Here is a 22549-nt window from a genome sequence, read left to right on the forward strand (position 1 = left end):
GAACCCTTGCTTCAGTGAGTGTTCCAAATCATTCCCCTAGAACAGTCTCCATCAACGACGCGGTCGGAGGGACCGCAGCCCCAACCCAAGGAGACGACCAATGATCCGCAAGCTTCTCATCACCACCCTGGCCGCCACTGTCATCGCCGGTGCCGCCGCCCCCGCCATGGCCAACAGCCTGATCATCGAGCAGTACGGTTTCGGCAATGCCGTCGGCGGAGGCCAGGCTGGCTGGAACAACACCTTCGGCGCCTATCAGAACGGCAAGTGGAACACCGGCATTTCTAACCAGAACGGCGGCAACAACACCTCAGCCATCGGCCAGGACGGCAACAACAACTACGGCGATGTCTGGCAGGATGGCTGGAACAATCAGGGCGGCGTCGGACAATTCGGCGACAACCACAACGCGATCCTGACCCAGGACGGCAATGGCAACACCGCCGCCGGCGTGCAGGTGGGCAATGGCTGCAATGCCAATATGGTCCAGCACGGCTCCAACAATGTCAGCGCCTTCGTTCAGGTCTGCCCGTAACCCGAACGCGCCGGGACCGGCCAAGGCCGGTCCCTCCCCATTCTAAGAGGAGGACAACATGGTTCACTCCACGCTTCGCATCGGCCTTCTGGCCTTCGGCGCTCTGGCCTTGGCTGGCGCTGCCGCCCACGCCACCAGCAATGACGCCGACCTCAATTGTGGCATTTCCACCCAGACCGAACGCGGTCTGCTGGCTATTGAAGGCATTGTCGAAAGCCCCACGGCGCTCAGCGGCGAATACCGTTTCGCACTCCAAAGTCAGGGCGCTGGCGGCACCAGCAATATCAGCCAGGGCGGACGATTCTCCGTAGCACCCGGCACCCCGGTCTCGCTCGGCAAGGTGATGGTCAATGCCGGGGCATCCATCGATGTCGACTTCACCATCTCCGCCGATGGCAAGCGGCTCGATTGTTCCGCACCACTGCTCACCCATACCTGAACGCATACCCCATCCTTCCCCACTGCCCCGCTTCGGCGGGGCGTTTTTTTTGCCCGGTCCCATTGGCTGAACGGTGTCTGAACGGCCCGCTCCGAACCGGTTCAGGACCGCAGAACTATGGTCAACTCAAGCGCTGGGAAGACCAGCAGCAAGGGAACGCAAACACAGTTTTTGGAGAACACAGATGACCACCCGCTTCACCCGCACCATCGCTGCCACCCTCACCGCCGCCATGCTCGGCCTTACGGCAGCACCCGTCATGGCCGGCGGCCAGATCGCCATCGGCTTTGCCCCCTCCGACCCCGATCAGGCCCAGGCCCTGGGCATGGGGCTGCAGATGTTCTCGCTGATGCAGGGCCTGTCGGCCAGCGGCGCCAATGGCTACCAGAACGGCTCGGGCAATTCGGCGGGGTTCAACCAGAACGGTTCGGGCAATCATGGCCTGATCTGGCAGGAAGGCGATGGACACAACGGCACCATCAATCAGAACGGTAACAACAATAGTTGCGGCCTGTTCCAGTTTGGCGAAGCCACCAACGCGCAATGCCTGCAGAACGGCGACAATCAGAGCGGGATCACCACCGTCATCGGCTTTTGATCCAGCGGCAATCCACCACCCATGGCGGGGTCTTCGGGCCCCGCTTTTGCTTTTCCCTGTCCTTGTCGAACAATCTGCGAGAAAATTTGTCGAAGCCTTCCGCCACCACTCGTCGGCTTTTCAGACAGGCCTTGGGGCCTGCGGCAAAAACAGGAGAGAAAGATGCGTGTAGTCGTTTTCGTCAAAGCCACTGCGGACAGTGAAAACAGCGTCATGCCCACCACCGAATTGCTCGAGGCCATGGGCAAGTACAATGAGGAACTGATCAATGCCGGCATCATGCTGGGCGGCGACGGTCTCAAGGCGACCAAATATGCCAAGCGCGTGCATTTTTCCGGCTCGGACCGCTCGGTGATCGACGGGCCGTTTGCCGAAACCAAGGAAATTGTCGCCGGTTACTGGATCTGGGAAGTGCGTGACATGGACGAGGCCGTGGCATGGGTCAAGCGCTGCCCCAACCCCATGTTCACCGAAAGCGACATCGACATCCGCCCGGTCTTCGAAATGTCCGATTTCGCCAGCGAGATGACACCTGAGATACAGGCCATTCACGATCGCAATGCGGAACGCACACCCGGGAGCTGAATGGCGAAAGCCACGATAGACAAAGCCCGCATCGCTGCGGGCTTTTTCAGTTCAGCTCCCGGACTACTCGTCGCGATAGACCTTTTCGCGACGCTCATGCAGTTCCTGGGCTTCCAGGCTCAGCGTCGCGGTCGGGCGGGCATCGAGCCGCGCCAGGCCGATCGGATCGCCGGTTTCCTCGCAATAGCCGTAGGTCCCATCGTCAATGCGCTTGAGCGCGGCATCGATCTTGGAAATCAGCTTGCGCTGGCGATCGCGGGTCCGCAATTCCAGCGAGCGATCACTTTCCGAACTGGCGCGATCTGCCATGTCCGGATGGTTCTGGCTTTCCTCCTGGAGGTTTTCGAGAGTCAGGCGGCTTTCGCGCAAGATCTCATCCTTCCAGGCGTGCAGCTTGTTCCTGAAATATTCCCGCTGACGCGGGTTCATGAACGGCTCGTCCTCGCTGGGTCGATAATCCGTAAGTTCAACCGAAGACATCAGCAGACTCAACCTCCAATGCGCCCTTGGCGGCCTATATATGCGCGTCGCCGTTCCCCCGCAAGCACACAAGTTACCACTCGTTAACGCAAGAAACTGCGGCGCGTCAGGCGCATAGCGCAAAATCGGCTACAACTTGATGACGGATAGTCAAATCGTGACCCGATCAAATCTGGGGATATCGCCCCAGCTTGGCCAGTTCCACCAGAACCCGCAATTCGATATCGTCGAGAACCCGATCCAGCTCAGGCTCCACCCGTTCGCGCAGCGTGCGCAATTGCGTCACCATGGTGTCGAGGCGCTCCGGCGCCACTCTGCCGATCAGCAGGTCCGCCTTCATGTCCTCGAGCAGGTCGAGCAGCCTTGTGCCCTTCCTGACGGCCTTGCGGCGGCTTTCGGAAAAGTCGCCATTGGCCTGCAGGGCCAGAATCGCATCGATCCCGGTGGTCGAGGTGGATGGTGCAGTCGCATTGACCCGCTGCGGCCCCTGCTCGCCGGCCGGCACAAAGGCAGGACCATTGCCCGCCTTGCCCGTCGATGACCGGCCGGCAACATTGCCACTGCGATTAGTTGCGTCGATGCGCAAAAGGCCTGACTCACTTGGCGTGTCGAATATCGGCAAAATCTGCCCACTCGGGTTAACAGACCCTTAATGGGCTCGGCAAGAATTGCTCGGTCACAGCATGAACCTCAGCCATAGCCCGGGCAAAATCCTTCAAAATCAATCCATTAGAGCACTGCCAATAATCTGGCACGGTTCTGGCATTTACCTACCCGACGGTCGCCCCATTGGGATGGAGCGACATCAATCGGGGATACGAGACCATGCGCCTGATCCGCACCATTGCCGCAGCCACGCTAAGCCTTGCGCTGACCCTGTCGCCAATGGCGTCCGCGCAAGCAGCGCCGGCCCGCATCAAGGATATCGTGGATATGGAAGGCGTCCGCGAGAACCAGCTGGTCGGCTACGGACTTGTGGTGGGCCTGAACGGCACTGGCGACAGCCTCAACAACTCCCCCTTCACCAAGCAGTCGCTGCAATCCATGCTCGAACGGCTGGGCGTCAACACCCAGGGCGAGAACGTCCGCACGGCAAATGTTGCCGCCGTCATGGTCACCGCCAATCTACCGCCCTTCTCCACCCAGGGCTCGCGCATGGATGTTTCGGTCGCCGCCCTGGGCGATGCCGACAGCCTGCAGGGCGGCACACTGCTGGTAACGCCGCTGCTGGGCGCCGATGGTGAAGTCTATGCCATCGCCCAGGGCCCGGTGCTGATCAACGGCTTCAGTGCCCAGGGCGACGCGGCCAGTGTCATCTCCGGCGTTCCAACCACGGGCCGGATTTCCTCGGGCGCCCTGATCGAACGCGAGATTGACTTTCACCTGGGCTCTCAGCACACGCTGCGGCTGGCCTTGCGCAATCCCGACCTGACCACCGCCCGCCGCATCGCCCTGGCCGTCAACGACTTCATCGGTGCGCCCACGGCTGTGCCGGAAGACCCGGCCACAGTGCGCCTCACCCTGCCCCGCAATTTCAACGGCAATATTGTCGACCTGCTCACCGATATCGAGCAGTTGATCGTCCAGACGGACCAGACCGCCAAGATCGTCATCGACGAGAATTCCGGCATCATCGTCATGGGTAAGGATGTGCGCGTGTCCAGCGTGGCCGTAGCCCAGTCCAACCTCACAGTCACCATTGCCGAAAACCCCGAAGTGGTGCAGCCCAATCCGCTGACGCTCGGAGAAACCGCGGTCGAACCCAACACCAATCTCAACGTCAATCAGTCCGACACCGCCCTGCAGGTCGTCAATGAATCGGTGACCCTGCAGCAACTTGTCGATGGCCTGAACGCCCTGGGCATCTCGCCGCGCGATCTCATCGCCATTCTCCAGGCCATCAAGGCCACCGGCGCCCTGCAGGCCGAAATCGAGGTGCTGTGATGAACACGATCAATGAAACCGGCTCCACCATCACCCCGGTCCAGATGCAGCGCATGCGCGCCCAGGCCGAGGAACTCGAGGGCGTCTTTCTCAACATGCTGACCAAGGAAATGTTCGCCACTGTCAAAAGCGACGAGAATTTCGGCGGCGGCGGCTTTGGCGAGGAAACCTGGCGCTCCATGCAGGCCGAGCAGCTTGCCAATTCCATTGCCAGCAGCGGCGGCGTCGGCATTGCCGATGATCTGATGAGCCAGATGATTGCCGCGCAGGAAGCGGCCAATGCCAGCCGCGCTGCCAATAGCTACAACAACAATGTCCCCAGTGCCGGAGTGTACGGAAAATGACCGCAGCCGCCCGCCTTGCCGCCCTTGACGCCCTGCCGGCCGAAGATCTGTGCCACCATGCCGAACAAGCCCTCGCGGCCCTCGTCGATGTCATGAACCAGGAAACCACCCTGCTGCGCGCCGGCCATCTCCGGCAGGCCGGGCAATTGACGCCGGACAAGACTCGCCTGGCGCAGGACTATGTCGGCTTTGCCCGCTCCATTCAGCGCCAGGCCGCGCGCCTCAATGCCGAAGCCCCCAAAGCCATGGAGCGGCTCCGTGCCGGCCATGAAAGCCTGGCCACCCAGATGGCGGAAAACCTGCGTGTGCTGGCAACCGCCAGGACGGTGACCGAAGATGTACTCACGGACGTGGCGCGCATGGTCGGCCAGCAGAACCGCGCCAGGACCTACGGGACTGCCGGCACGGTTGCCACCGACCCCAATGCATCGGCCAAGGGAATCGCGGTCAATCGCGCCCTTTAGCCGGTGGCAATTGACTAAAATGCGCAACGCGATGGTTACGTGAGGATAAGAGCAGCAACTTAGTGTTTCCGCGAATAGGTGTATTCGGGGGACAAGGTTATGGTTGCGAACCTTACCGTCGAGCCCGTCTCTCCGGGCTCTGCCAATCTAAGTGAATATCGCTATCGCCCGGCCATGGGTGAGCGCACCTTGCTGCAGGACAGCACCCAGAAATCACCCACCAGCGCCAAGCCGGGCGACAGGGAAGGCAAGCTGCCCTTCGGGCGGCCCGAGCAGAAGCATGAGCACCCGGCAGAACCGGAGCGCAATCGCACCGCCGATTTCGCCGCCGCCGTCATTGCCGGGGCCCTGCCCCCGACCCCGCAATCCATGGAAGAGCTGATCCGCCGCATTGGCACTGCTGAAATCCCGTTGGAGGCCCAGGCACGGCTCCGGGATCTGCTCGCCTAAGTTAACGCTTTCCTATTTCCCGCCCACCATGGCGAGACACAGAAGCCCCGGATCCCGGGGCTTTTCTGCGTTCGGATCGATAAATTCAAAACGAGTATTTGCCCAAACTTTCGGCATCCACTTAACCCTTCTTTAGAGCCTGACGGACCACATTCGGCCTGCCTCAGGAGAGGCGTCTTAGTTTGCGTAATCCTAGAAAAGGACCCGCCAAAATGGCCGATATTTCTCTCTCCAAAGCCGTCCGCTCGAACCTGCTGTCCCTCAAGGGCACTGCCGATATGATGGCTGCAACCCAGAACCGCCTTGCGACCGGTAACAAGGTCAACTCGGCTCTGGACAATCCCTCCAGCTGGTTCACCGCCAAGGGCCTCACCAACCGCGCAAGCGATCTGGGTGCTCTGATGGACTCCATGGCCAATGGCGTTAAGACGCTTGAAGCCGCGGACAATGGCCTGTCGGCCATGACCAAGACCCTGGAATCGATGCAGTCGACCCTGCGTCAGGCCCGTCAGGACAAGTCCTTCCAGACCGCCTCCTACGAAATCGACACCTCGATCGCCGCCTCCGCCGATATCACCATCTCCGGCGGTGCCGTGTCTGGCGATGTCGTCATCAATGCCGACAAGACTGAAAAGACCGCGACCCCGGTCGGTTTGGTCGATGGCAAGGTCGCTCTTGCCGACAACGGCAAGCAGTTCACCGTCAGCGACGGCACCACTGCGACCGCCGACATCACCCTGGCAACCGGTGACACGCTCGAGACGATCGCCGAGAAGATCAATACCGCTACCGCTACAGCCAAGAACGGTATCACCGCCGCCGTAAAGGACGGCAAGCTGGTGCTAACCAGCCTGGATGCCGACGCAATCACCGTTGCTCAGGGAACGACAACCGGCGGCGCGACCGTCATGGGCTTCGGCGCCGACGCCCAGGTCGCCAAGACGGCCGACGAGATGGTCACCTCGATCAACAACCATGCCGACCTCAAGGGCAAGGTTCGCGCCTCCAACGACAATGGCAAGCTGCGCCTGGAAAACCAGAGCACCCAGAAGCTGGAAGTCGAGGGCGCCGTTGACGGCGGCAAGCTGACAGGCGGTTCGACCAACAAGGCCGATATCGCCGGCAACTCGGTTCGTGCCGGTCTGGCCGATCAGTTCAATGAACTGCGCGACCAACTCGACAAGCTCGCCGATGACGCTTCGTTCAACGGTATCAACCTGCTGCGTGGCGACAAGCTGTCGATCACCTTCAACGAAACCGGCACCTCCTCGATCGATATTCAGACCGCAGACGGCGACACTATTAACTCCGCGAATCTTGGCGTTTCCACGACTATGGAAGCCCAGGACCTTGATAGCGATACCAATATCGACGCAGAACTCGGCAAGCTGAAAAGCGCCCTGAACGAGGTGCGCTCGCAGGCTTCGACTTTCGGTTCGAATCTTTCGATCGTGGAAAACCGTCAGACCTTCACCGACTCGATGATCAACACCCTCGAGGCTGGCGCCGGCAACCTGACCCTGGCCGACATGAACACGGAAGCTGCGAACCTGCTGGCTCTGCAGACCCGTCAGTCCCTGTCGCAGAACTCGCTCTCGCTGGCGAGCCAGGCAGACCAGTCGATTCTCCAGCTCATCCGTTAATCGGACCGAGTTCGCATCACAAGAATCGAAAGGGCGGGTCGCAAGACCCGCCCTTTTTGCGTTCAAAAACACCTGAAACGCCTGAACCGTATGGTTTACGAGAGGTCAATCAGCATGGTTAACGCGCCATTAAGAAAAGGCGGTTAATTCTTTGTGCAAGGGGCCGGGACGGCCTGAGGCAAGGATTGTATTCAATGGCGGATATCTCACTTTCAAAGGCTGTTAGGGCCAACCTTCTCTCCCTCAAAGGCACCGCCGACATGATGGCGACGACGCAGAATCGTCTCGCCACCGGCAACAAGGTCAACTCGGCTCTGGATAATCCCTCCAACTGGTTCACCGCCAAGGGCCTTAGCAACCGCGCAAGCGACCTGGGGGCCCTGATCGACTCCATGGCCAACGGCATCCAGACGCTCGAAGCCGCGGACAATGGCCTGTCGGCCATGACCAAGACCCTGGAATCGATGCAGTCGACCCTGCGTCAGGCCCGTCAGGACAAGTCCTTCCAGACCGCCTCCTACGAAATCGACACCTCGATCGCCGCCTCCGCCGATATCACCATCTCCGGTGGCGCCGTGGTTGGTGACGTCGTCATCAATGCCGACAAGACTGAAAAGACCGCGACCCCGGTCGGTTTGGTCGATGGCAAGGTCGCTCTTGCCGACAACGGCAAGCAGTTCACCGTCAGCGACGGCACCACTGCGACCGCCGACATCACCCTGGCAACCGGTGACACGCTCGAGACGATCGCCGAGAAGATCAATACCGCTACCGCTACAGCCAAGAACGGTATCACCGCCGCCGTCAAGGACGGCAAGCTGGTGCTAACCAGCCTGGATGCCGACGCAATCACCGTTGCTCAGGGAACGACAACCGGCGGCGCGACCGTCATGGGCTTCGGCGCCGACGCCCAGGTCGCCAAGACGGCCGACGAGATGGTCACCTCGATCAACAATCATGCCGACCTCAAGGGCAAGGTTCGCGCCTCCAACGACAATGGCAAGCTGCGCCTGGAAAACCAGAGCACCCAGAAGCTGGAAGTCGAAGGTGCCGTCGCAGGTGGCAAGCTGACAGGCGGTTCGACCAACAAGGCCGAGATCGCCGGCAACTCGGTTCGTGCCGGCCTCACCAACCAGTTCAATGAACTGCGCGACCAGCTCGACAAGCTCTCCGACGACGCCTCGTTCAATGGCATCAACCTGCTGCGTGGCGACAAGCTCACCATCACCTTCAACGAAACCGGCACCTCCTCGATCGACATCCAGACCAAGGAAGGTGATACGATCAACGCCTCCAACCTTGGCGTACCGACCCAGTTGCAGGAGAAGCAGCTCGACAGCGACGTCACGATCGACGGACTGCTGACCGATGTTAAGGCCGCCTTGGACGAAGTGCGTTCGCAGGCCTCGACCTTCGGCTCGAACCTCTCGATCGTGCAGAACCGCAAGTCGTTCACCGAGGCGATGATCAATACGCTGGAAACCGGTGCCGGCAATCTGACCCTGGCCGATATGAATACCGAAGCGGCGAACCTTCTGGCCCTTCAGACCCGCCAGCAGCTCTCGCAGAATTCGCTGTCGCTGGCCAGCCAGGCCGACCAGTCGATCCTGCAGCTCCTGCAGTAAATCGCTTACCAAGCGCACTTTAAGAAGGCGGGCCCCAAGCCCGCCTTCGTTGTTTTTGCCGCAATCTGGGGCTAGACAGTTCAGGTATTCCCCGAGTCCGCGGAGATTGGTCTCATGGCCCTGAAGGTCGAACTGAAGCCTGGCGAGAAATTGCTGGTGGGCAATTGCATCATCACCAATTCAGACCAGCGCACGCGCCTGTTTATCGACGGCAATGCGCCTATCCTGCGCGAGAAGGACATCCTGACTTCCGAGACGGCCAATACGCCAGCCAAGCGCATCTATCTGGCGGTGCAGCTGATGTATATTGAGGAAAACTCCGAGCGGGCGACCGAAACCTACAACGAGATGTCCAGAGACTTTGTGGCCGCAGTGCCCAGTTCTCTACCCATAATCGACCAAATCAATAACGAGATATTAACCGGGTCTCTGTACAAAGCTCTCAAGGCCTCTCAAAGGCTAATTGAATACGAACAGGACCTGCTCAAACATGCATCAGCACGGCGCCCAGGCGTACCAACAGACGGCGAAAGTCGTTGAAAATCCCCGCCAGCGTGAATCAGCTCTGCTTATGAAGGCCGCAGCAGGCCTGCAGAAGGTCAAGGATGAATGGGACATCTCGACCACCGAGGAACTCCGCTCAGCTCTGACCTTCAACCGCAAGCTTTGGACCATCTTCATGTCGGCCGTCACTCAGGATGACAGCCCTCTGCCCCCGGAAATTCGCCAGAACATCGCAAATCTGGGCATGTTCGTAATGAATCAGACCCGCGAGATTCTCTATGAGGGTGTGCCCGAGGCCGAGCAGTTGACCGTTTTGGTTCAGCTCAACCGACAGATTGCGGCGGGCCTGCGCGGCATGTAAGCCACTGGACCGTTTATCAGAGAAAAGCCCCGCAGCGATGCGGGGCTTTTCGTTTGTCGGACGATTGCAGCAGCCACAGACCGGGGCGGAGCGCCACCGTGGCGCTAGAGATAGTTGACCAGGCTCAGCTTGCTGACCATCGAGGTCATCTGATAGCTCGCGGTGAGGCGGGTCTGCAGCGCCAGGATCTCCATGGCTACATCCTCCTTGCTGACCGTCTCAACATCGCTGAGCAGGTTCTCCAGCTGCGCGGTGTAATTGGTGTGCCGCTCACCGGCCGCCTGCAAGGCGGCGCGGGCTACTCCCAGCTCCATGGTGATCAGCTCGATCGATCCGCGTTCCGAGTTGCGCCCTTCCGACAACTCAAGCTGCTGCCGGCGCGCCATCGCGTCGAACCGGGCCTTGGCCGGGTTCAAATCAGCCGAATTGGGATCGCTCGCATTGGTGATTTCCGGATAGGTCTCGACCGTCATTGCCGCCATCGAGCGGATCATGCGCAGATAGCCGCTTTCATTGGCCTGCATGCCATAGGCAACCCGCCCCGAATCCTCGACTGCCGCCGTCACCGACTGGCGCGGATTGCCTTCCGCCGCCGTCGCCGCTTCGGACACTGAGCGGATCATGGCCTTTTCAAAGTTCTCGGCAGAGGCCGCTTCATCCGCGCCAATGGTGAACTGTCCCGGCCCGGCGCGCCCGGTCACCGCCGTCAGCGTCACCTGACGCATCTTGCCGCCTGGCTCGGTCAGGGTCACGGTGACGCTGTCGCCTGCTATCAGCGCAAAAGTGTCGTCAAAGGCGACAGACATCGCGGCCGGATCGCCAGGCGTGTGGGTCGCCGTCAAAGCGCCCGCATTGTTGACATTGGATGTCACGGCCGAAATCTGGAACCCATGCGCTGAGGACACCGGAATATTCTCGGTCAGCGTCACGGTTTCGGTGGCGCGCGCCGCAGTCAGGCGGCCCATACCGATTGCCGAAACCGCAGCAGTCTCGCCGCTATACCACATCACCGTGTCGGTCTTGGTGGCCACCCGCAGGCTGGTCGAGGTGTAGGGATCCGCACCCTCGACCCGTAGCACCGGTTCACCGGCCGCGTTAAAGAAGTTCTGCCCCGCCGCATAAGTCGAGGCGGCCTTCAGTTCGCCCTCCGCAGTCTTCTTCAGCGCCGCCTTGAGGGCGTTGTCGAAATTAGTGGCTGTGGTGATGGTCGCAGTGGCCGGGTCGTTCCCGATGACAAACTCGCCGGTGGCGCCTGTTGCATTAGCCGCACTCACCGCCTTGAGCGTGATCTGTGTCTCGGTGCCATCGGGCAAGGTAAACCCGAGGGTCACGCTATCCCCCGCCGCGACGGTGCCAGGATCGCCGGGAAAGGTGAAGTCGACATTGGCAGGCGATGCTGCAAAGTCCGACGCAATGCCGATATTGGCGCCGATGGCCGACACCGTCGAGAGCTTGTAGCCGAACGGATGATTTCCGTCTTCGGCCAGCGAAACCTTCACCGGATCGGTTTGCAGGGCCGGTGCGGCGGGATTGATCGAAGTTCCGAGCCGTCCCAGTCCCGCAGAACCAAGATCGGCCATTTGCCTCTCGGTCACCACGGTCTTGTACCCGGCCCGTCCACCCGCGCCTTCGAGCAACTCGGTTGTGGTCGGCAGGGGCGCCTTGTCAGTCGTCGATCCGCCGAACAGATAGCGCCCGGCAATGTCGGAATTGAGCAGCGTGACCATTTCGTCCAGCCGCGCCTTGGACAGACCCGAAATGGTGGCCATGTTGATATTGTTCGAGCCGTATTGCCCTTGCACTGCCGAGTTGCGAGCTTCGCCCTCAATGGCGTCCAGCCGCGTCAGCGCATTGTCGTAAAAACTCATGCGCAGATCGACCTGCTCGATGCTGGCATTGTAGCCCGCCATCGTGGTCAGGCGCGAGCGCACCGAAAGCGACACCGGCAGATCGCGGCCCATTTCCGAAAGCGTCTGCGCCTTGACGCCGGTGCCAAGCTGCATCTGCAACTGCGCGAACTTGTCCTGCATCTTGGAGATGATGGAGAAGCCCGTGGTGAGCGGATACATGGACTTGTTGACGATCATGTCAGGCTACTCCCTCAGGTCGAGGCAAACAGGGTGTCGAGCAGTTCCTTGACCACCGAAACCACGCGGGCATTGGCGGCATAGGCACTTTGCAGTTCAGTCAGGCGCGCCATCTCCTCATCGAGATTGACGCCATATTCGCTCTCCATCTGGGTGGTGATGGTGTCGAGCGTGAGTTGCCGGTTGCTCTGCGCCCTGAGCGCCGAGCCGATGGTGGTGCCCTGATAGTTCAGCACCTGCTCGATCAACTGCTCGACCGTGCCGTTGAGCTGGTGCCGCCCGGCATTGGCTGCCGGGGTACTGCCTGAGACAAAGCTCATCGAGCCAAGCTGGTTCAGGATGTATTCGGGCCGTGAGGCGTCGCCCAGTGTCTGGTCGATATCGAATTGCACCAGCAGACGATTGTCTGAAATCACGGCTGGATTGACCGAAATGCGCGAGGCAAAGCCAACGATTTGCGGCGGGTCGGTATCCAAATTGTCGGTAAATGCCGAATTGCCCTGGTCCACGAACAGCGCCATGGCCAGTTCACCCTGCTGTGTGCCGGTGGCCGTGCCACGCGTGGTCAGCGCCGTCACATCCCGCCTGCCACCCGCGCCATCGTCCAGAACCCGCAAGACGCCGGCGCTGGGGCTGGTGATCGCCAGGCCCGGCAGTTCGGTTTGCAGCGCTGCTGCAACTGCAGGCGCGTTCGGCGGATCGCCGAAATCCACCGAGATGACGCGCTGGCCGCTGGCATCGACAAAGTCTTCGCCATTGGAGCTGTTGACGATGCGAACGCGCTGCGCAGACCCGTTGACGCTATAATTCAGCAGGATGTCGTTGCCGGGCTTGAGGTGTGAGATATCGGCCGAAAGCCCCGTCGCGCCGGCGCCGTCATCAGCGGCTGTGCCTGGCGTGGTGATCGTGGAAAAGATCGCAGCCATGCCAGCCGCAATTTCGTCGAGCTGGTTCTGTGCCTCGACGAGAATCTTGTCGCGCAGATTGACCAGCCCCGCCAGTTCACCACCCTGCAACACGCCCTGCTGCACCAGATCAATCGTCAGCCCCGACGGCGTGGTCAGCGTCAGCTTGCCCACCTTGCTCTGCGAGCTGTCGACATTGGTCTGGGAAGTCGCCGACAGCGCCCCGGCCGTGGTAAATTTGAAAGTCGAAAAGCCGTTGTCGAGCAGGCCGACGCCGGACCGCGTCATCAAGGCAACCGTGCCATCGGCGCGATACTCGGCCTGCACGTCGATGACTTCCGCCACAGAAGCGACCAGCCGGTCGCGTTGGTCATAGAGCTGGGCGCGCGCGGTATCGGTCATGCCCAGATCGAGCATGCGGTTGTTCACCTCATTGAGGGAGATGAGCATGGCGTTGACCTCGGACACATCGTTGGAGATGCGTGTCTCGGTCTCTTGACGGAGCTGCTGGATGGAAGTGGACAGCGAATTGAGCTGCCGCGCCATGGCCTGTGCTTCAGCCACCACATTGGCGCGGGTCGAATAGTCGTCCGGGCTGGTGGCCAGGGCCTGCAGCGAGTTCCGGAACGAGCCGAACATGGTATCGAGCGAACCGGCATCGCCCGGCTTGCCCAGATAGCCCTGCAGTTTGCTCAGGTAGTTGCCGGTGACGTTGGACATCGATGTGTCCGACACCTGGCGATTGTAATAGGTCTGCAGGCTTTGGTTGAATGCACGTTCGACCCCGGCGGTGCGGGCATAGGTGCTGTTGATCGACGAATGGTCGACGATATTCAGCGACTGCCGATGATATCCGGGCGTGCCGGAATTGGCGATGTTGCGGCTCAGGATCGAGATTGAATCCTGGCTGGTCCGCAGACCCGAAACGGCATTTGAAAGCGAAGAAACCAGACCCATGCAACCGGCCCTCAAGCTGGACTGGGGTCCGGGACACCCTGCCCCGGACCCTTACTCAATTTCCGCCCTAGCGGATCATGTTCAGGGCTTCCTGCAACATCTCGTCGGCAGTCGAGACGATGCGGGTGCCGGCCGAATAAGCCTGCTGGGTGATGATCAGCTTGGTGAATTCGTCAGAAATATCGGTATTGGACGCCTCAAGCGCCCCACCGATGACGCCGGAACCGGACAGGTCGAAAATCGGTTCGCCCGATTCCGAGGTTGCCGCGTAGACGCCGCCATCGAGACGCTTGAGCGAGTTGACCCCATTGAACTGGGCCGTCACCACCTGCGCCATTTCGATGCGCTCACCATTGGAGTAGGTGGCGACCACTCGTCCAGAGTCGGTGATGGCCACCGAGAGGAATTCACCGGCCCCATAACCGTTCTGGTTCAGCGTGGAAACGGTCACAGTGCCGTTAACGTCGGCGAACTGGGAAACACCATTGGTTTCGTGCTGCAGCACCACATCGCCGATCAGCACGCCATTGACGCGCAGATTGCTGATAGTGGCCTGCGGCACGCTGTTGGCCAGCGAACCATTGCTGTTGAACTTATACTCTTGGCCAATATTGGTCCAGGCCGTTGACCCACCGACAGCCTTGCTGTCGGAGAGGTAGAACATGTTCCACTTGTCCGCTCCACCCGCCGCGGCGCTGTCCACTTTGGCCCAGCGCACCTGTACGTTTACTGGCGCGCCATTGCTGGCATAGACGGTAATCGCGCCGCCGGAGATCGAATTGGCCACGAAATCATCGGCATCATCTGCCGTGATGGTGTTGACCGTTCCCAATGCAGGAGCGGAAGAGGCCTGAGGCTCCGTCAGGCCAAGCGTGGTCGCAAGGGCAGGCGTCGTTCCGCTGATCGAGAAAGAGGCGTGATAGTCGCTGCCCAGCGAAACAGCGAACTGATTGCTGCCATTCAGGCCCACTGTTGCAGACGCCGCAGCGCCGCCACCAAAGTCGCGCAGCCCCGCCTGCATCTCGTCCAGCACGTTCTGTACAGTCTTCGGCGCATCCAGATTTATTGCAACACCCCCACCTGTCGGCGGTGTCGCGCCGGTGTAGTAGCGGAACCGTACCGGAGCGCCGTTGACGGTGACCGTCATTTCCTGCCCGTCGGCAAAAACGCTTGTGGCGACGTTCGCACCGGCGCCGGCACCCAGATCGGCTGTGCCATTGGCAGCCGCAGTCGTGGCTGTGGCACCAAAATTCTGCGCACCCAGCAACTCGCTGTTATAGACCGTCGCGTTGTAGCTCGCCGTCTTGGGAAGTTGCGGCAGGTTGGACTGGTAGTTGATCGTTGTGGTCACATTGGCCGGCAAGAAGGCATTCGAAAGCTTGATAACCTCGGGCACCGAGCCCGAGATATTTCCCGTTGCCGGATCGATCGGCAGTCCCTTGAGGTAATAGCCCGCGCCATTGACCAAGAGGCCATCCTTGTCGATTTCGAAGTCGCCGCGACGGGTGAAATAGTTCGAGCCAGCAAACACCGAATTGCCGTCCGACTGACCAACCTTGGGCTCCACGACGAAGAAACCGCCCGAGTTCAGCGCGATATAGGTTTCGTTTGAGCTGGTCTGGATATCGCCCTGGATATTGTTGGTGGCACGCGACTGCGCCAGCACCGCACCCGGCACCTGCGAACGCAGCGGGGCATCGGGGATGAGGTCGACAAAACTTGTCTCCATCCGCTTGTAGCCAGTGGTCTGCGAATTGGCGATGTTGCCCGAAATGTTCTCCAGTGCATGCGACTGTGCCCGCAGGCCGGTCACCGCACTGGAAAGAGCCCCATAGATACCCATCTGTAACTCCGTAATCCCCATTGCGCCGCACGGCGCGCTCGCAAGCATCAATGCAAACCCGGTGCCAACCGGGGCAACCGTTGAATCTGCTGACTTTTTTCAGGCTCAGGGGACGGATCTTGGCGACAAGGCGGCAAATGAGTCCGAGCCGGCGGCAGTTTTTGCCGGTTGCTTGAGATCGCCGCTGGCTTGCGTTAAACGCAACCCATGCAGTTTGGCCGCTACCGGCCATCGGAGCGTCTGACTATGCTGTTTTCCAGCGTCGATGAGTTTGTGAAGGCCCCGCGACGCGCGGTGACCGTGTTCGGCATGGCCGGCGTGGGCAAGACGCGGCTGTCCAATATGCTGCGCGCCAATCACTGGTTCCATTACTCGGCCGACTATCGCATCGGCACGCGCTATATGGGCGAGTTCATCGTCGACAATTTCAAGCGTGAAGCCATGAAAGTGCCGTTCCTGGCCCAGCTTCTGCGCACGGACTCGATTTATATCTCGTCCAATATCACCTTCAACAATCTCGACCCGCTCTCGACCTATCTGGGCACGCCGGGCAATGTCGACCAGGGTGGCCTGCCGCTGGCTGAATACCAGCGCCGCCAGGAGCAGCATCGCGTGGCCGAGATCGCTGCGTTGTGCGACGTGCCCTATTTCATCGATCGCGCCAAGGCGCTCTACGGCTATGATGATTTCATCGCCGATACCGGCGGTTCGCTGATCGAGGTCGTTGACCCGACCAACCCTGAAGACCCCGTCATCAAGACCCTCGCCGAGCACACGGCGCTAATCCACATCCGCGGCACCGACAAGGACGCGACCGAACTGGTCAAGCGCTTCAAGAAGTCGCCCAAGCCGATGTATTATCGCCCCGAATTTCTCGTCGAGAAATGGGCAGAGTACAAGCTGATCAACGGCATACTGAGCGATGACGATGTCGATCCGGCCGGTTTCGGTGCCTGGGGCTTCGAAGCCCTGCTGCATGATCGCCTGCCCCGCTATGAAGCGCTGGCCGACAATTTCGGCTATGTCGTCGAGGCCTCCGATCTTGCCACCGCGCGCGATGGTGATGAATTTGTCGATCTGATTGCTGCCGCCATCGAGAAGCGAATGCGCTAGCGCGCGGCTCCCCCTGGGAAGTCGTGCGCCAGCCTGAATCGTTTTCTCATTGCAACTCGCCAAGAGGCTGACATGCCTATCAGAATTCCCGACGACCTGCCGGCTCGCAAGACACTCGAAGAAGAGGGCGTCAATGTCATGGATTCCAGCCGCGCCGCGCGGCAGGACATCCGCCCGCTCGAATTTGGCCTGCTCAACCTGATGCCCAACAAGGAGCGGACCGAAACCCAGTTCACCCGGCTGATCGGCGCCACCCCGCTGCAGATCAATCTGAGCCTGGTGCGGGTGACCGATCACCAGTCCAAGAACACCCCGGAAGACTACCTCAACACCTTCTACCAGACCTGGGAAGAGGTGAAGGAGCGCAAGTTCGACGGCTTCATCGTCACCGGCGCGCCCATCGCCAACATGCCCTTCGAGGAGGTGCGCTACTGGCCCGAAATGCTCGAGATCATGGAGTGGACGCGCACCAATGTGCACCACACCATGTTCATTTGCTGGGGTGCCCAGGCGGCCCTGCACCATTTCCATGGCGCCCGCCGCTACCGCATGGACAAGAAGGCCTTCGGGGTGTTCCGCCACAAGGTGACCGGCCCCCGCTCACCCTTCCTGCGCGGCATGTCAGACAGCCCGATGATCCCGGTCTCGCGCTATAACGACATCGACCGCAACAGCTTGGGCGACGAGCTCGAAGTGCTGATCGACAACGATCAGATTGGCCTCTGCATGTTGGGAGACCGCAATCAGCGGGCCGTCTATTTCCTGAACCATCTCGAATATGACAACCGCTCGCTGGCCGATGAATATGAGCGGGACATTGCCGCCGGTCTTGACACTCCACCGCCGGAGAACCTCTTCCCCAATGGCGACACCAGCGCCGTTCCGGAAAACCGCTGGCGCAGTCACGCCCATCTCCTGTTCCAGAACTGGATCAACGAGATCTATCAGACCACGCCCTTCGAGCTGGACAAGATCGGCAAGTAGAAAAGGGCCCCGCGGGGCCCTTCTCCATATTCGTCCTTCCTGGCAGATCAGACCGCGATCTTGCCGCCGCCCTGCTTGGTGACCACCACGACTGCGGGACGCACCGGCATGTCGTCGCGGAAATCGGGCCAGCGGGTTGACGGATCCTCGTAGAATGACGGGCGGGCATGGCCTTCCCAGTCCTCGCCACCATCGCCGGGATGCTGAATGGCCAGGAACAGCGACTCGCCATCATCGGTGAACACCGGGCCACACATTTCTGCACCCACCGGAACGCGGTAGAACAGGCGCGACGTACCACGGGCAGCGCCCTCGGTATCCACGGCCCACAAGCCATCGGTCCGGCCGGTATCGGTGGGGTTGTTGCCGTCCGTCGACACCCAGAGACGCCCGTCGGAGTCGACGGCCGCATTGTCCGGCATGCCGAACCAGCCATTTTCGGTGGTGTCGGTGGAGAACGTCGCCCCGACCTCGGCGATCGAAGGATCGCCACACTTGAGCAGGATCTCCCAGGTGCCCGAGGTGGCAGCGAAATCACCATCGGCTTCGGCGATCTCGATGATATGCCCGAAAGCGTTGGCTGCACGCGGATTGGCTGCGTTGACGTTTTCTTCCGTACGGCGGGAATTATTGGTCAGCATCACATAGACCTTGCCATTGGTGGCATTGGGCTGGATGTCTTCCGGACGGTCCATCTTGGTGGCGCCAAGCAGGTCGGCGGCACGGCGGGTTTCGATCACGATGTCGGCCTGACTCTCAAAGCCGTTTTCTGCCGTCAGCGGACCTTCGCCATGCACCAGCGGCATCCATTCCATGGAACCGTCTTCATCGAAGCGAGCCACGTAGAGCGTACCTTCATCGAGCAGGTCCATATTCGCAGCGCGATCATCGGCATTATAGGTGCCGGCGGTCACGAACTTATAGACATAGTCGAAACGCTCGTCGTCGCCGGAGTACAGCACGACCTGGCCATTCGGTGCGACGATGGATTCAGCACCCTCATGCTTGAAGCGGCCCATTGCGGTGCGCTTCTTGGGCACGGAATTGGGATCCATCGGGTCCACTTCGACGATATAGCCGAAGCGGTTCATTTCGTTGGGTTCCTTGGAGACGTCGAAACGGTCGTGGAAATTGTGCCACTGGTACCAGCCACCCGGCGCACCGAGGCGGGCATAGTTTTCCGCTTCGGCATGATCGGCGGGGAGTTCGCCGGAGAAATAGCCGTGGAAGTTTTCCTCAGCCATCAGATAGGTGCCCCAGGGGGTCACGCCGCCAGCACAATTGTTCAATGTGCCCAGGGCCTTGGTGCCAGTCTCGTCGACACTGGTCTTGAGGCGATCATGGCCGGCAGCGGGACCAGTGATGAGGGTTTCCGTCGTGCCGGTGATGCGCCGGTTGTACTGGCTGTCGGCCACCCGGCGCCAGACACCGTCGACCTTTTCGATCTCGATGATGGATCCGCCATGCGCGGCGATCTCGATATTCACCTGCTCTTCGCTGAGGTCGCCCTGCACGGCAGCCCCATCCACGACCTGTACCAGGCCTGGGAACATGAGGTGAGGATTGGTATATTCGTGATTGACGACCAGCAGGCCATGCTCGTCGGACCCGTCGAGCGGAATATAGCCCACATAGTCGTTGTTGTAGCCAAACTGACCGGCCTGCGCATCGGCTGTCTGGTTATTCGGATCGAACTCCGGAGCGCCCGAGACAACCGGGTCGCCCCAGCGGATCAGCACCTGGGCATCATATCCTTCAGCAACATGGTGGTCGGCGTCGACGCCGGCGGTCACCTCGGGGAAGGAAAAGACCGAACCACCTTCCTGCGCTTCGGCGCGCGGGGCACTCAAAAGAGCGGCCGGCCCGACAGTGGCGGCAATGGCCGACACGGCCAGGGAACCCTGCAGAAACCCGCGACGCGAAAACCGCGCGGCAATAACCTCGCCCATTGTGCGGTTGGCGGAATGATTGGTCGGATCGAACTCGGCGGATTCAAGACCCTGGGTGGGAAAAGTCGGTTTCTCGTTCATCTTTGCTCCTCACAGCAAAACGGGCCCTGTTCGGGCCGGGGCACGCCTCGATGGATAAGCCAGCCGCTTGACGGATCGGACACATCTGCATGACGGTTGGATGACACCCGCAGGTCCTTGTATTCGCCGCGTCAGGCCCTACCTTGCCAGTACACGGGGACATGTTCTTTGCCGCAGCCGCCGACCACCATTACCGACGAACTGGGCATTGCCCTGTCCAATCTGGCCGATACCGCGACAGGCGTCTTGACGCCCACCTTGCGGCTGGGGGTGACCGGTCTCAGCCGTGCCGGAAAGACCATCTTCATCACCGCTTTGGTGCACAATCTGCTGACCCAAGGCCGCTTGCCCGGTTTCGCCCCGCTGGCCGATGGCCGCTTCATCGGGGCGCGGCTGGCTGAATATCCCGATGCGACCATTCCACGCTTTGCCTATGAGCAGCATCTTGCAGCGCTCTCGGCCAATCCTCCGGTCTGGCCGGAAAGCACCCGGCGCATTTCCCAGCTTCGCCTGGTGCTGAAATTCCAGTCCGCCAAATGGTGGGCTGGCATGACCGGTCCGGCCATGCTCAACCTCGATATTGTGGATTACCCCGGTGAGTGGCTCCTCGACCTGCCCTTGCTCGGCCTCAGTTTTGCCGAATGGAGCACAGAAGCGCTCGAGCGGGCCCGTCAACCGGGTCACACGGATGAAGCCGCCGAGTTCCTCGCCGCACTGGACCAGACCGACATATCCGAAGAAGCAAACGACCCGGACGCCGAGCGCCTGGCCAGCGCCTTCACCACCTATCTACGTCGCAGCCGCGAGCATGGCGCGCTCTCCACCCTCCCACCCGGACGCTTCCTGCTTCCAGGGGATCTGGAAGGTTCACCAGCCCTGACCTTTGCGCCCCTGCCGCGCACCTCGGGCGCAACGGCCCGTGGCAGCCTTTACGCCATGCTGGAGAACCGCTACGAGGCCTATAAGGCCCAGGTGGTGCGGCCCTTCTTTCGCGATCACTTCGCGCGGCTCGACCGGCAGGTGGTGCTGGTCGATACCCTGCGCGCGCTCAATACCGGCCCGGCGGCCGTCAACGATCTGGAGACGGCACTGACCTCCGTGCTCGCCTGTTTCCGCCAGGGCGAGGCCAACCCGATCCTGCGCCCCTTCTCGCGCCGCATTGACCGCATCCTGTTTGCGGCGACCAAGGCCGATCATGTGCATCACACCAGCCACGACCGGCTGGAAGCCATTCTCAATCGCCTGGTTGCCAATGCCCGCAAGCGCGCCAGTTTTGCCGGGGCAGAGACGAAGTCCATCGCCATGGCCGGCATTCGCTCCACCAGCGAAGGCACCATCCGCGAAGGCGGCGACACCTTGCCCACGCTTGTCGGCACCCCGCTCAATGGGGAAATCCTCGACGGCACCACCTATGACGGCAGGACCGAAATCGCCCTGTTTCCCGGTGACTTGCCGGCACGACCGGATTCACTTTTTGAGAATGGCAGTCCCGTCGCCCTCAATTTCCTGCGCTTTACGCCGCCTCAAAAACTGGAACGCAACGCCTCTGGCGATATTGTGCTGCCCCATATCCGGCTCGACCGGGCGCTCGACTATCTCATCGGAGACTGGATGGCATGAAGCGACCCGTAGCCCATACCGTCACCAAGGACGAAACCACTGCCGAACGCACGCGCGTGCCCCGCGCCTTCACGCCCGACCGCGCCGAGATCGTCGAAGTCGCTTTCGCGCCCGAAACAGAAGCCGAGCTTGTTGCACCGCCCCCTCGCCGAATGGGGTGGCTGGGCCGACTGGCCTGGACCACGGGCGTCATCCTGGCGTCGTCCGGATTGGCGCTCGCCGCCGATCAGCTGATCCGCGATCTCTTTGCGCGGCACGAATGGCTTGGCTGGGCGGGTCTTGGCATCCTCGGCGCCTTCCTTGTGGCGGTTGTCGCCCTGATCACTCGCGAAATGGCTGCCCTGCGACGTCTGTCCGTCCTCGACGCGCTGCGTGCTGAGGCCGCCCGCGCGCATGCCGACAACGACCGCAAGCGGGCCGGCTCGGTGCTCGATCATCTCAACGGCGTCTATGCCACCCGGCCCGACCTCGCGCGCGCCCGGCAAAATCTCAACGATCAGGCCGGCGACCTATTCGATGGCACAGAAGTCATCGCCCTGGCCGAACGCAGCCTGATGGCCCCGCTCGATGCCCGCTCCCGTGCCCTCGTCGCCGCCTCCGCCCGCCGCGTCGCCTTGGTCACTGCCGTCTCGCCACGCGCGCTGATCGATGTCGCTTTTGTCATTTATGAGAGCATCCGCCTCGCCGGCGCCATTGCCGCGCTTTACGGCGCGCGCCCCGGCCTATTCGGCTTTTGGCGCCTGGCCGGTTCCATATTGGCTCATCTCGCCGTCACCGGGGGCCTCGTTCTCACCGATGGCGTGGTCGAACAACTCGTCGGCCAGGGCCTTGCCGCCAAGCTCTCGGCCCGGCTGGGCGAAGGCGTGGTCAACGGGCTGATGACCGTTCGCGTCGGCATCGCCGCCATGCGTGTCGTCCGCCCCCTGCCCTTCGAAACCCAGCCGCAGCCCACCGTGCGCGACTTCATTCCGGAATTGGTCAAGGTCACGACCGATGCGAGCAAGCCATCGGGTTGACCCGCATCATTCAAATCAATAT

General features: G+C 61.1%; 22 protein-coding genes. 16 read left to right on the forward strand and 6 right to left on the reverse strand.

What is annotated here, in order from left to right:
• Positions 1–100: 100 nt before the first annotated feature.
• The 4 genes from GO014_RS06190 to GO014_RS06205 all read left to right on the forward strand — a co-directional run bounded on the left by GO014_RS06190 (position 101) and on the right by GO014_RS06205 (position 2157).
• Positions 101–535 (forward strand): curlin, encoded by a 435-nt coding sequence (locus GO014_RS06190; RefSeq protein ID WP_157289499.1) that lies wholly within the window; start codon positions 101–103, stop codon positions 533–535.
• Between the two features lie 58 nt (positions 536–593).
• The gene (gene csgH / locus GO014_RS06195) at positions 594–974 is read left to right on the forward strand and encodes a curli-like amyloid fiber formation chaperone CsgH (RefSeq protein WP_157289500.1); all 381 of its coding nucleotides are present in this window, start codon (positions 594–596) and stop codon (positions 972–974) included.
• Between the two features lie 184 nt (positions 975–1158).
• Complete coding sequence (locus GO014_RS06200) at positions 1159–1572, forward strand: curlin (protein ID WP_157289501.1); 414 nt, start codon at positions 1159–1161, stop codon at positions 1570–1572.
• 162 nt (positions 1573–1734) lie between these two features.
• Positions 1735–2157 (forward strand): YciI family protein, encoded by a 423-nt coding sequence (locus GO014_RS06205; RefSeq protein ID WP_157289502.1) that lies wholly within the window; start codon positions 1735–1737, stop codon positions 2155–2157.
• A 63-nt stretch (positions 2158–2220) separates the two neighbouring features.
• On the opposite strand, the gene dksA is transcribed toward GO014_RS06205, so the two are convergent.
• Together dksA and GO014_RS06215 are read right to left on the reverse strand one after the other, a co-directional pair.
• A complete protein-coding gene (gene dksA, locus GO014_RS06210; RefSeq protein WP_086469818.1) occupies positions 2221–2637 on the reverse strand; it encodes an RNA polymerase-binding protein DksA in 417 nt (138 codons plus the stop codon).
• Between the two features lie 166 nt (positions 2638–2803).
• Positions 2804–3223: a flagellar assembly protein FliX gene (locus tag GO014_RS06215; protein ID WP_157289503.1), complete on the reverse strand. Its 420-nt coding sequence runs from the start codon at positions 3221–3223 to the stop codon at positions 2804–2806.
• 239 nt (positions 3224–3462) lie between these two features.
• Between GO014_RS06215 and GO014_RS06220 the strand changes: the two genes are divergently transcribed.
• The 8 genes from GO014_RS06220 (at position 3463) to flaF (ending at position 9972) form a co-directional block, all read left to right on the forward strand.
• Entirely contained in the window at positions 3463–4581 is a 1119-nt protein-coding gene (locus tag GO014_RS06220) for a flagellar basal body P-ring protein FlgI (RefSeq protein WP_157289504.1), read from the forward strand.
• Entirely contained in the window at positions 4581–4925 is a 345-nt protein-coding gene (locus GO014_RS06225) for a rod-binding protein (protein ID WP_157289505.1), read from the forward strand. The genes GO014_RS06220 and GO014_RS06225 overlap by 1 nt, the downstream gene beginning before the upstream one ends.
• Positions 4922–5389: a flagellar protein FlgN gene (locus GO014_RS06230; RefSeq protein WP_157289506.1), complete on the forward strand. Its 468-nt coding sequence runs from the start codon at positions 4922–4924 to the stop codon at positions 5387–5389. The genes GO014_RS06225 and GO014_RS06230 overlap by 4 nt, the downstream gene beginning before the upstream one ends.
• A 99-nt stretch (positions 5390–5488) precedes the next feature.
• The gene (locus tag GO014_RS06235; RefSeq protein ID WP_157289507.1) at positions 5489–5839 is read left to right on the forward strand and encodes a hypothetical protein; all 351 of its coding nucleotides are present in this window, start codon (positions 5489–5491) and stop codon (positions 5837–5839) included.
• 212 nt (positions 5840–6051) lie between these two features.
• On the forward strand, positions 6052–7482 hold the full coding sequence (locus GO014_RS06240; RefSeq protein ID WP_157289508.1) for a flagellin N-terminal helical domain-containing protein: 1431 nt from the start codon (positions 6052–6054) through the stop codon (positions 7480–7482).
• A 194-nt stretch (positions 7483–7676) separates the two neighbouring features.
• Entirely contained in the window at positions 7677–9107 is a 1431-nt protein-coding gene (locus GO014_RS06245; protein WP_157289509.1) for a flagellin N-terminal helical domain-containing protein, read from the forward strand.
• 114 nt (positions 9108–9221) lie between these two features.
• A complete protein-coding gene (gene flbT, locus GO014_RS06250; protein ID WP_116588364.1) occupies positions 9222–9647 on the forward strand; it encodes a flagellar biosynthesis repressor FlbT in 426 nt (141 codons plus the stop codon).
• Entirely contained in the window at positions 9598–9972 is a 375-nt protein-coding gene (gene flaF, locus GO014_RS06255; protein WP_116588363.1) for a flagellar biosynthesis regulator FlaF, read from the forward strand. Before flbT ends, flaF begins: the two co-directional genes overlap by 50 nt.
• Before the next feature lie 104 nt (positions 9973–10076).
• Here flaF and GO014_RS06260 read toward each other — a convergent pair whose 3' ends face one another.
• The 3 genes from GO014_RS06260 to GO014_RS06270 form a co-directional block, all read right to left on the reverse strand.
• Positions 10077–12059 carry a hypothetical protein gene (locus tag GO014_RS06260; RefSeq protein ID WP_157289510.1) on the reverse strand — a complete coding sequence of 661 codons (1983 nt, stop codon included), beginning with the start codon at positions 12057–12059 and terminating at the stop codon, positions 10077–10079.
• Between the two features lie 14 nt (positions 12060–12073).
• Entirely contained in the window at positions 12074–13921 is a 1848-nt protein-coding gene (gene flgK, locus GO014_RS06265; protein WP_157289511.1) for a flagellar hook-associated protein FlgK, read from the reverse strand.
• A 67-nt stretch (positions 13922–13988) separates the two neighbouring features.
• Positions 13989–15764 carry a flagellar hook protein FlgE gene (locus tag GO014_RS06270; RefSeq protein WP_179952928.1) on the reverse strand — a complete coding sequence of 592 codons (1776 nt, stop codon included), beginning with the start codon at positions 15762–15764 and terminating at the stop codon, positions 13989–13991.
• A gap of 246 nt (positions 15765–16010) precedes the next feature.
• On the opposite strand from GO014_RS06270, the gene GO014_RS06275 reads away from it, so the two are divergent.
• Both GO014_RS06275 and GO014_RS06280 read left to right on the forward strand, forming a co-directional pair.
• On the forward strand, positions 16011–16877 hold the full coding sequence (locus GO014_RS06275) for an ATPase (RefSeq protein ID WP_157289513.1): 867 nt from the start codon (positions 16011–16013) through the stop codon (positions 16875–16877).
• 72 nt (positions 16878–16949) lie between these two features.
• Positions 16950–17861, forward strand: coding sequence for a homoserine O-succinyltransferase (locus GO014_RS06280; RefSeq protein ID WP_157289514.1), 912 nt, complete (start codon positions 16950–16952; stop codon positions 17859–17861).
• A 47-nt stretch (positions 17862–17908) separates the two neighbouring features.
• Here GO014_RS06280 and GO014_RS06285 read toward each other — a convergent pair whose 3' ends face one another.
• Entirely contained in the window at positions 17909–19891 is a 1983-nt protein-coding gene (locus GO014_RS06285; protein WP_157289515.1) for a PhoX family protein, read from the reverse strand.
• 168 nt (positions 19892–20059) lie between these two features.
• Here GO014_RS06285 and GO014_RS06290 point away from each other — a divergent pair, with 168 nt between their 5' ends.
• Positions 20060–21511, forward strand: coding sequence for a YcjX family GTP-binding protein (locus GO014_RS06290; protein WP_157289516.1), 1452 nt, complete (start codon positions 20060–20062; stop codon positions 21509–21511).
• The gene (locus GO014_RS06295; RefSeq protein ID WP_157289517.1) at positions 21508–22527 is read left to right on the forward strand and encodes a YcjF family protein; all 1020 of its coding nucleotides are present in this window, start codon (positions 21508–21510) and stop codon (positions 22525–22527) included. Before GO014_RS06290 ends, GO014_RS06295 begins: the two co-directional genes overlap by 4 nt.
• Positions 22528–22549: the final 22 nt, after the last annotated feature.

Origin of the sequence: Devosia marina (assembly GCF_009758415.1) — a bacterium.
GTDB classification, from domain to species: domain Bacteria; phylum Pseudomonadota; class Alphaproteobacteria; order Rhizobiales; family Devosiaceae; genus Devosia; species Devosia marina.

What these genes read in the sequence shown, in the direction of transcription:
- GO014_RS06200 (WP_157289501.1), top strand. Translation starts at nt 1,159, where the DNA reads ATGACCACCCGCTTCACCCGCACCATCGCTGCCACCCTCACCGCCGCC.
- csgH (WP_157289500.1), top strand. Translation starts at nt 594, where the DNA reads ATGGTTCACTCCACGCTTCGCATCGGCCTTCTGGCCTTCGGCGCTCTG.
- GO014_RS06275 (WP_157289513.1), top strand. Translation starts at nt 16,011, where the DNA reads ATGCTGTTTTCCAGCGTCGATGAGTTTGTGAAGGCCCCGCGACGCGCG.
- GO014_RS06190 (WP_157289499.1), top strand. Translation starts at nt 101, where the DNA reads ATGATCCGCAAGCTTCTCATCACCACCCTGGCCGCCACTGTCATCGCC.
- GO014_RS06235 (WP_157289507.1), top strand. Translation starts at nt 5,489, where the DNA reads ATGGTTGCGAACCTTACCGTCGAGCCCGTCTCTCCGGGCTCTGCCAAT.
- GO014_RS06225 (WP_157289505.1), top strand. Translation starts at nt 4,581, where the DNA reads ATGAACACGATCAATGAAACCGGCTCCACCATCACCCCGGTCCAGATG.
- GO014_RS06270 (WP_179952928.1), bottom strand. Translation starts at nt 15,764, where the DNA reads ATGGGTATCTATGGGGCTCTTTCCAGTGCGGTGACCGGCCTGCGGGCA.
- dksA (WP_086469818.1), bottom strand. Translation starts at nt 2,637, where the DNA reads ATGTCTTCGGTTGAACTTACGGATTATCGACCCAGCGAGGACGAGCCG.
- flbT (WP_116588364.1), top strand. Translation starts at nt 9,222, where the DNA reads ATGGCCCTGAAGGTCGAACTGAAGCCTGGCGAGAAATTGCTGGTGGGC.
- GO014_RS06245 (WP_157289509.1), top strand. Translation starts at nt 7,677, where the DNA reads ATGGCGGATATCTCACTTTCAAAGGCTGTTAGGGCCAACCTTCTCTCC.
- flgK (WP_157289511.1), bottom strand. Translation starts at nt 13,921, where the DNA reads ATGGGTCTGGTTTCTTCGCTTTCAAATGCCGTTTCGGGTCTGCGGACC.
- GO014_RS06220 (WP_157289504.1), top strand. Translation starts at nt 3,463, where the DNA reads ATGCGCCTGATCCGCACCATTGCCGCAGCCACGCTAAGCCTTGCGCTG.
- GO014_RS06205 (WP_157289502.1), top strand. Translation starts at nt 1,735, where the DNA reads ATGCGTGTAGTCGTTTTCGTCAAAGCCACTGCGGACAGTGAAAACAGC.
- GO014_RS06240 (WP_157289508.1), top strand. Translation starts at nt 6,052, where the DNA reads ATGGCCGATATTTCTCTCTCCAAAGCCGTCCGCTCGAACCTGCTGTCC.
- GO014_RS06260 (WP_157289510.1), bottom strand. Translation starts at nt 12,059, where the DNA reads ATGATCGTCAACAAGTCCATGTATCCGCTCACCACGGGCTTCTCCATC.
- flaF (WP_116588363.1), top strand. Translation starts at nt 9,598, where the DNA reads ATGCATCAGCACGGCGCCCAGGCGTACCAACAGACGGCGAAAGTCGTT.
- GO014_RS06295 (WP_157289517.1), top strand. Translation starts at nt 21,508, where the DNA reads ATGAAGCGACCCGTAGCCCATACCGTCACCAAGGACGAAACCACTGCC.
- GO014_RS06285 (WP_157289515.1), bottom strand. Translation starts at nt 19,891, where the DNA reads ATGAACGAGAAACCGACTTTTCCCACCCAGGGTCTTGAATCCGCCGAG.
- GO014_RS06280 (WP_157289514.1), top strand. Translation starts at nt 16,950, where the DNA reads ATGCCTATCAGAATTCCCGACGACCTGCCGGCTCGCAAGACACTCGAA.
- GO014_RS06230 (WP_157289506.1), top strand. Translation starts at nt 4,922, where the DNA reads ATGACCGCAGCCGCCCGCCTTGCCGCCCTTGACGCCCTGCCGGCCGAA.